This window comes from Streptomyces sp. NPDC056503 (genome assembly GCF_042794995.1).
Lineage (GTDB): Bacteria > Actinomycetota > Actinomycetes > Streptomycetales > Streptomycetaceae > Streptomyces.
Map to the genome: position 1 here is coordinate 26800 of NZ_JBHTST010000088.1, position 7428 is coordinate 34227.

Annotated in this window: 7 protein-coding genes and 1 pseudogene; 6 read left to right on the plus strand and 2 right to left on the minus strand. The window is 72.6% G+C overall.

The window, feature by feature from the left end; all coding sequences use genetic code 11:
• The first annotated feature begins 34 nt into the window (after window positions 1-34).
• Both ACFQ8C_RS24315 and ACFQ8C_RS24320 read left to right on the plus strand, forming a co-directional pair.
• Complete coding sequence (locus tag ACFQ8C_RS24315) at window positions 35-763, plus strand: MerR family transcriptional regulator (protein ID WP_383461263.1); 729 nt, start codon at window positions 35-37, stop codon at window positions 761-763.
• Between the two features lie 90 nt (window positions 764-853).
• Window positions 854-1519: a hypothetical protein gene (locus ACFQ8C_RS24320; protein WP_383461266.1), complete on the plus strand. Its 666-nt coding sequence runs from the start codon at window positions 854-856 to the stop codon at window positions 1517-1519.
• A gap of 58 nt (window positions 1520-1577) precedes the next feature.
• On the opposite strand, the gene ACFQ8C_RS24325 is transcribed toward ACFQ8C_RS24320, so the two are convergent.
• Both ACFQ8C_RS24325 and ACFQ8C_RS24330 read right to left on the minus strand, forming a co-directional pair.
• Window positions 1578-2315 (minus strand): SOS response-associated peptidase, encoded by a 738-nt coding sequence (locus ACFQ8C_RS24325; RefSeq protein ID WP_383461268.1) that lies wholly within the window; start codon window positions 2313-2315, stop codon window positions 1578-1580.
• 304 nt (window positions 2316-2619) lie between these two features.
• Window positions 2620-2977, minus strand: a pseudogene (locus ACFQ8C_RS24330) (transposase family protein); the annotation flags it as partial.
• Window positions 2978-3133: 156 nt separating this feature from the next.
• On the opposite strand from ACFQ8C_RS24330, the gene ACFQ8C_RS24335 reads away from it, so the two are divergent.
• The 4 genes from ACFQ8C_RS24335 (at window position 3134) to ACFQ8C_RS24350 (ending at window position 7351) form a co-directional block, all read left to right on the plus strand.
• Complete coding sequence (locus tag ACFQ8C_RS24335) at window positions 3134-3973, plus strand: aldo/keto reductase (RefSeq protein WP_383461271.1); 840 nt, start codon at window positions 3134-3136, stop codon at window positions 3971-3973.
• Between the two features lie 737 nt (window positions 3974-4710).
• On the plus strand, window positions 4711-5256 hold the full coding sequence (locus ACFQ8C_RS24340; protein WP_383461273.1) for an EF-hand domain-containing protein: 546 nt from the start codon (window positions 4711-4713) through the stop codon (window positions 5254-5256).
• Between the two features lie 81 nt (window positions 5257-5337).
• Window positions 5338-5844, plus strand: coding sequence for a hypothetical protein (locus tag ACFQ8C_RS24345; RefSeq protein ID WP_383461276.1), 507 nt, complete (start codon window positions 5338-5340; stop codon window positions 5842-5844).
• A 217-nt stretch (window positions 5845-6061) separates the two neighbouring features.
• Window positions 6062-7351: a serine hydrolase domain-containing protein gene (locus ACFQ8C_RS24350; RefSeq protein ID WP_383461279.1), complete on the plus strand. Its 1290-nt coding sequence runs from the start codon at window positions 6062-6064 to the stop codon at window positions 7349-7351.
• Window positions 7352-7428: the final 77 nt, after the last annotated feature.

Here is a 7428-nt window from a genome sequence, read left to right on the forward strand (position 1 = left end):
GCTATCCGCTATCCATTGCCGAGGGAACGAACCGATGAAGGTCTCCGAGCTGAGTCGCCGTACCGGCGTCCAAGTGCCCCTGATCAAGTACTACTTGCGCGAAGGGATGCTGCCGCCGGGCCGGGCGACCGCCTCCAACCAGGCCGACTACGGCGAGGACCACGTCCGCCGGCTCCGGCTCATCCGCACGCTGATCGGCACGCGCGGGCTCTCGGCCGGCGCGACGAAGGAGATCCTCGACGCGATCACCGCCGAACAGGAGGACCCGCACCAGGTCCTCGGCATCGTGCTGGGCGTGCGTCCGGCGAAGGAGGCGCGGGCCGAGCCGGCGTCGGCGGCGTCAGCGCCGGCGGCGGACCCGGACTCGAAGACGGACCCGGACCCGGACTCGAAAACGGACGCGGACGCGGCATCGGAGGGTCTCGCCGAAGCACGCGACCTGATCGGCGCGATGGGATGGGACGTGTCCCCGGGCAACCCGGCCACCCGCACCCTCGCCGAGGTCCTCGCCGCCCTCGGACACCTGGGCGCGGACATCGACTGGCGCAGCCTGCTGCCCTACGCCCGACTCGCGGACGAAACCGCCGAGTTGGACCTCCGGCAGCTGGACGGCGAGCGCGACCTCCTGGCCCGGGCGGAGAGGGCCGTACTCGTCTCGGTCCTCCTCGAACCCGCCCTGCTCGCCCTGCGCCGACTGGCGCAGGAGGACAAGTCCGCCCGGCGCTTCGGCGGCGGCCGGGCCCACGGCACGGAGAGGGGGTAGACCGGACCGGGGTGTCGTTCACCGGTCCGGCGGAACACCGTGCCACCCATGCGGCCCCGGCTCGTTGGGCGCGGCGTGAACGACATCATCATGCACAGGCGGACGTGTGTCGCGGTCGTGGTCGGCGCCCTCACGCTGGGCCTCTCGGGCGTGGGGAACGCGACGGAGGCGCGGCCCGCGGGCGGCGCGTGCCCGGCCGAGGCGGAGATCTTCGCGACGGACAACACGGAGATCGTCACGGATCCGGCCGACCCCCGCCTCGACACCCGGCTCACCCGCTTCGGCCACGAGGTGCGGCGGATCATCCGCGCCCACGGGGCGAGGCCCGGCGCCTCCACGCTCCTGGAAGGGGTCTTCTGGTCGTCGGAGCTCCAGCGGGCCACGTACGAGCGCTCACGCGAGTTCGACGTCGACAGGGTCGGCCGCGACGGGCTCCGCCACATCGCCGGCGTCGTCGCCAAGCAGTACCACCAGGAATCGGTGCTCACCTTCCGCTGTCTGCCGAGGGCGTCCCCGGAGGCGGACGCGGTGCGGATCGAGGCCGACGGTGTCGCCCCGACCCGCCTGCACGACGCGCTCCTCGCCGATGCCGAGGCCCGGGAGCGCCTCGGCGGCGGCTCGACCACCCTCGACGGGCGGCTGATCCTCGTCGCCCCGCTCGACGACCTGGCCCTGGCCCGGAAGTTCACGAAGGATCTGGGCGTCGACTGGAACACGGTCCGGGTGCGGTACGGCGACGAGGAGTTCGTCGGCTGAGGCCTCTTCGTCCAGGTGGGGCGGAGACCGCTCCGCCCCACCCGGGCCGCGGCCGCGTTCAGCTCGGGGCGTCCAGCAGCTCGGGGCCGTTGTTGCGGACGTTGTTCACGGCGAGGGAGACGGGGCGGGCGTCGAGACGCCCGCCGGCGGGCTGGGCGAGAAGGGCGCGCAGCTCGTCGGTGTCGTGGTGGTGCGGGTCGAGCCAGGCGTCGTAGTGGTCGGGGGAGAGGGCGAGGGGCATGCGGGGGTGGACGCGCCCGGCCGCGTCGGTGGCCTCGGTGGTGATGATCGTGCAGGTGGCCAGCCAGGCGGCCGGATCGTCGTCGCCGGTGACGTCGGGGTCGCGCCAGTACTCGTAGAGGCCGGCCATGGCCATCGGCTCGCCGTCGGCGGGGCGGATGAAGTAGGGCTGCTTGCGGGTCCGGCCCGTCTCCTCGTCCCGCACCGGGTCCCATTCGTAGAAGCCGTCCGCCGGCAGGAGACAGCGGCGCTTGGCGAAGGCGCGGCGGTAGGCGGGCTTCTCGTGCACGGTCTCGACCCGCGCGTTGATCATGCGGGCGCCCGACTTCGGATCCTTCGCCCAGGACGGCACCAGCCCCCAGCGGAGGGTGCGCAGCTCCCGGCGCACCTCCTCCCCGCCGCCGTCCCGGCGGGCCCGCTCCAGGACGGCGTACACCTCGTTGGTCGGCGCGACGTTCCAACTGGGTTCGAGCGCCTCCTCCGGCTGCCAGTCGGTCACCTGGAAGAGCCGGGTCAGCTCCTGGGGGCTACGGGTGGAAGCGTATCGGCCGCACATGCGCCCACTCTCCCACCGCCGGACGCTCCCCGGCCGCCCGACAGGCCGGGCCGGGCGAAGCCGAGCGGCGCGGGCAGGCCCTCGCGGTCCATGTGCGGGCCGGTGCGCTTGTCGACGCGGACGTGTTCCTCGGCGACTCCGGCGGGGCGCGTCGCGTCGATCTGCCGGGCAAGGTCCTGCGCGGTCGTGCCGATCCTCAGTTGTGTTCGAACCAGGCCAGAATGGCCTTGACGCGCCGATTGTCCTCGTCGGGAGGCATGCCGAGCTTCACGAAAACGTTCGCCACATGCTTACTGAGCCTCTTTCATCCTGCATAGTCGCAGGTCGGCAGCGTGTGGACAGCCTGGATGGTGCTGATGCGGCGGGTGGAGCATCTGGCTCGTTGTAGCAGCCGCCAGGACTTCAGCAGGGCGAAGACGCGTTCGCCGAGGGCTCTCGGCCGGGCGTGGTCACGATTGAACTCCTGGTCATGCGGGGCTGTTCGCGGTGGCGGTAGTACGGGTGCGGAAGGTGACGCCGGCGCCCTGGTAGGCCCGGTCCGCGAGGACGAGGATCTGCCGGGTGAGGCAGGCCTGGACGATGGCGTGGACACGGGCCGCGGTCAGGTCGTGGGTCCGGCCGGGTGTCGTGCGGGAGAACCGCAGCGGTGTGCCGTCGGTCCGGCAAGGCTCATCGCGCGTTCCTCCGACTAGGCCGTTTCTCTTCGATCAGTGGCCATTGTTCTGATCACGGCGAGCGCTCGACCTCTCTGATGGACCGACACCATGGTCAACTGCGCTGTTAGCGTGGCCCCTTGAGCGAGGGGAATGAGACAGTAGATGGCATCGACGACTTTTCGTATAGGCGGGGATCTGGGTGTACTGCGGCTCGGGTTCGGAGCCATGCACCTGCCGACCGGGCCCGCCGTCGACCGCCAGGCATCCCTTGCGGTTGCCAGGCGGGCCGTCGAGCTGGGTGTCACGCTGATCGACACCGCCCACCTGTACGGCGGGGGCGCCAACGAGGAACTCCTTGCTGAGGCCCTGCACCCCTACCCGGACGAGCTTCTCATCACCACCAAGGTCGGGGTCGCGCGATCGGCCTCCTCAGGCGAGTGGGGACTGGACGGCCGGCCGGACGTCCTGCGCGCCCAGGTCGAACAGGCCCTCCGTCGGCTTCGCGTTGAGCGCGTTGAGCTGCTCCAACTGCACCGCATCGATCCCGGGACACCTCTTGCCGATCAGCTCGGTACGCTGCGGGACCTTCAGACCGAAGGCAAAATCGGCCGGATCGGACTGTCTGAGGTCACCGTCACCGAGCTGGACCAGGCACGCGAGATCATCAACGTGGCGAGCGTGCAGAACCGCTACAACCTGCTCGACCGTGAGCACGAGCCCGTACTCACGGCCTGCGAGGCGGCGGGCATCGCGTTCTTGCCGTGGCGGCCCGTCGCGGCAGGGGCTTCGGGCGCGCAGGCCGAGATCGCCGCCGTGGCGGCCGAGATCGGCGCCACGCCCACGCAGGTCGCGCTCGCCTGGCTCCTCGGCCACTCGCCGGTCATCCTCCCGATCCCGGGCACCGCCCGGATCGACCACCTGGAGGAAAACCTCGCCGCGGCAGACCTCCACCTCGCTCCGGCCCGGCGCGAGCGCCTCGACCGGCTGAGCGAGCCGGCGTAGGCTCTCCCTCTTCTCACGAGCGGAGCCAGATGAGGAGGGCGGCGACAGTGACGCTGCCTTGGTAGACGTATCCGCGCTGTAGGCGAACTCGGACCGGCTCCGTTTCGCGTGGCGGGGAAGAATCCGGGCCCCGTTGTCAGGGCCCCGGATTTCGGGGACTGAGGGGGGGCGGCGGTGTCCGTAGTAGGCGGTCTCGGCCTTCCGGCGCCGGTGGTACAGGGCGGCCAACTCGCTTGCCGGGCCGTGGTGGTGGTCCAGGAGTGCGGTCGCCAGGCGCGGGCGGCCGGTGCGCGAGGTCCGGGTGGCCCGGTCGGGCGCGGTGATGTCGGCTTCGAGGGCCCGCACGGCGACACCATGGCCCGGGGAGCGGTCCCGTGACGTCGGTCGCGGTCGACCCGACGCACCGGCTGGTTGTGGCCGGTGTCGACCCGTCAGGGCGGACGCGCCCCCGTGCCGGCGGCCTGGCGCATCGGTTCCAGCGCGACCCCGCCGCACGTCGCCCGACGTGACACCGCCCGTTCGCGGCCGGTGACGGCGTTCTTGCCGGCACTCCTTCTCCGGCCTTCTCCGGCGAACACGCGGCCGGGGAGGCATGACCGTCCTCCCTGGCGGCCGAACGGGCTTGCGGGCGCGCGGTCGGCGGGGCGGGTGCGCCCTCCCGCGCCACCGGGCGCCGTTCGGGCGGGCCCGGCGGGTGGGCAGGATCGCGGAAGATCCGACAGGAAGGCCGACCGACCGTGGCAAGTGACTTCCAGCGCTCCAAGCTCGTCAGCATGTTCCGCGCGTTCGACGCCGACGACAACGGCTATCTCGACCAGCACGACTTCCGGGCCCTCGCGGCACGGTGGAGAGAACTGCCCCGTGTGAGCCCGGGCTCCGAACTGGCCGCCCGTGTGGACGCGGTGATGCTGGGGTGGTGGGACCACCTCGCGACCCATGTGGACGCGGACGGCGACGGCAGGGTCGACCTCGACGAGATCCTCGCCATGGTGGACCTGCTGCCCGCCATGCGCGAGGCCGTGGCGGCGACCGCCGAGACCGTCTTCGACGCCGTCGACGAGAACGGCGACGGCCGCATCTCGCCCGCCGAACACCGGCGGCTCGTCGACACCTGGCACGGCGAGAGCGTCGACGTCGCCGACGTCTTCGACCACCTCGACCAGGACGGGGACGGCTACCTCGACCGGGCCGAGTTCACCGAACTGTGGATCCAGTTCTGGATCAGCGACGACCCGTCCGAACCGGGGAACCAGCTGTGCGGTCCCGTGCCGCATCTCACCTGACGTTCCGTCATATCATCATGCGGCCGACTCCTCTTCCCTTGCGCATCAAGGGTGTTGGAGGATTCCCGCATGAATCCGCATGTGTCAGAACCGACCACCGGCCCGGCGGCCGCCTACCTCGCGGCGCTCCAGCGACGACTGACGGCCGACGGTTGCACGGTGACCACGCCGCCGTGGAACGACCACCGGGTGGTGGCCGCCTGCCGCGCCGACCGCAAGGCGCGCTGGTTCGGGACGAAGGTGGAGCTGTTCGTCTTCGCGGCCGCCGTGCACGAGATCGACGAGGAGAACCTGGGGGAGTTCACCGTCTGGGCCATGCGGTACGCCAAGGACCTGCGGCGCGGCATACCCGGCGCCCGTAACGCGGCGATGGTGCTCCCCGCCCTGGTGAGCGAGCGCGTCCATCCCGAGGCGGCCCGGTGGGCCTCGCATGACGCCCGGATCCTCGGCACCACGCTGATCGGCCGCCCCCTCACCGTCGAGACCGCCCCCGGCGCCGTACGGACGTCGATGTACCGGGGGCAGGTCCAGTGGGGCGGCTTGTTCACGGGGCACGTGCTGGAGAAGGCCGCCCTGTACTTCCCGTGATCCGGGCGGACGAGGGGCGCCTGCGCGCGGGTGCCCGAACCGTGCCGCCCGTCATCCCCCGATCGGGCGAGCCGGGCAGGTGCCGGAACCTTCTGCCGGGGGGTTCCACACGGCCGGGTGGCGCAGGATCGCGCGCTCCGGCCGACGCCCCCGGGGCCGTACGCCGAAGCTGGACGAGTCGGCGCACCTGTTCGCCGGCCCGTCCAGGAGGTCCCGCATGCCCCGATCCGCCCCGGCCCGCCGCCCGTACCGTCCCCGCCGCGCCGCCGTCGCCGCCCTGCTCCTCGCCGCCGCGCTGACCGGGCCGACCCTGCCGAACGCCACGGCCGGCGAGCGGCCCTCTCCCGGGACGCACGGCGGCGGTGGCTCGGAGCGGGAGCTGCGGCGGGCCCTCGCCGAACTCGTCGCCGCCCCCGGCGGGCCGCCCGGCGCGATCGCCGTGCTCACCCGCGACGGCGTGCGCCGCGTCTACCACGCAGGAACCGCCGACCTCGGTACCGGAACCGACACCGGAACCCGTGCCCGTACCGGCACCGCCGACGGCCGCCCGCCCCGCGCGCACGACCACATGCGGATCGCGAGCGTCGCCAAGGCGTTCAGCGGGGCCGTCGCCCTCGGCCTGGTGGACCGTGGCGCGCTGGACCTGGACGACACCCTGGGGGAGCGCCTGCCGCAGCTTCCGGAGGAGTGGCACGCCGTGACCCTGCGCCAGCTCCTCCAGCACACCAGCGGCCTGCCCGACTACAGCCAGAGCGAGCGGTTCCAGGCGATCGTCCGCGCCGATCCGCGCCACCGCTTCGTCTCCCGGCGTCTGCTGGAGTTCGCCTACGGCGAGGACCTCGCGTTCCCGCCCGGCAGCCGCTACGCCTACTCCAACTCGGACAACATCGCCGTCGCCCTGATGGCCGAACAGGCCACCGGCCGGCGGTACGAGGACCTCCTGCGGGAGCTGGTGTACCGCCCGCTCGACCTCCGCGACACCAGCCTCCCCTCCGGGTTCCGGCTGCCCCGTCCCTTCCTCCACGGTTACGCCACGGCCCCCGGCGAAGAGCCCGAGGACGTCAGCGAGGCGATCAGCGCCTCCGGCGCGTGGGCCTCGGGCGGGATCGTCTCCACCCCGGCCGACCTGAGCACCTTCATCGGCGGCTACGCCGGGCCGACGCTGCTGTCGCCACGGACCCGGCACGCCCAGCGGCGGTTCGTCCCCGGCGACTCCCAGCCCGCCGGCCCCGGCGTGAACGCCGCCGGGCTCGGTCTCTTCCGCTACACCACCCGCTGCGGCACCGTCCTCGGTCATACGGGGAACACCCCCGGCTACACCCAGTTCGCCGCCGCCACCCCCGACGGCCGCCGCACCGTGACGGTCTCCGTCACCAGTCAGGTCACGCTCGACCCCGCGCTGCTCGCCCGCCTGCGCGCGACGGAGGAGCGCTTCGTCTGCGCCCTCCTGGAGGGCGGCCACGACGGGCAGGAGCCCCACGGCGGGTACGGCGACCCGACGGCCTGAGCGACGGCCTGACCGACGGCCTGACCGACGGCCTGACCGGCGATCAGGCGGCGAGGGGCCGTTTCCCGTGTCGTACG

Bases quoted from the DNA above. Each gene is read 5' to 3' on its own strand.
- ACFQ8C_RS24315 (WP_383461263.1), top strand. From the start codon at position 35: ATGAAGGTCTCCGAGCTGAGTCGCCGTACCGGCGTCCAAGTGCCCCTG.
- ACFQ8C_RS24320 (WP_383461266.1), top strand. From the start codon at position 854: ATGCACAGGCGGACGTGTGTCGCGGTCGTGGTCGGCGCCCTCACGCTG.
- ACFQ8C_RS24325 (WP_383461268.1), bottom strand. From the start codon at position 2,315: ATGTGCGGCCGATACGCTTCCACCCGTAGCCCCCAGGAGCTGACCCGG.
- ACFQ8C_RS24335 (WP_383461271.1), top strand. From the start codon at position 3,134: ATGGCATCGACGACTTTTCGTATAGGCGGGGATCTGGGTGTACTGCGG.
- ACFQ8C_RS24350 (WP_383461279.1), top strand. From the start codon at position 6,062: ATGCCCCGATCCGCCCCGGCCCGCCGCCCGTACCGTCCCCGCCGCGCC.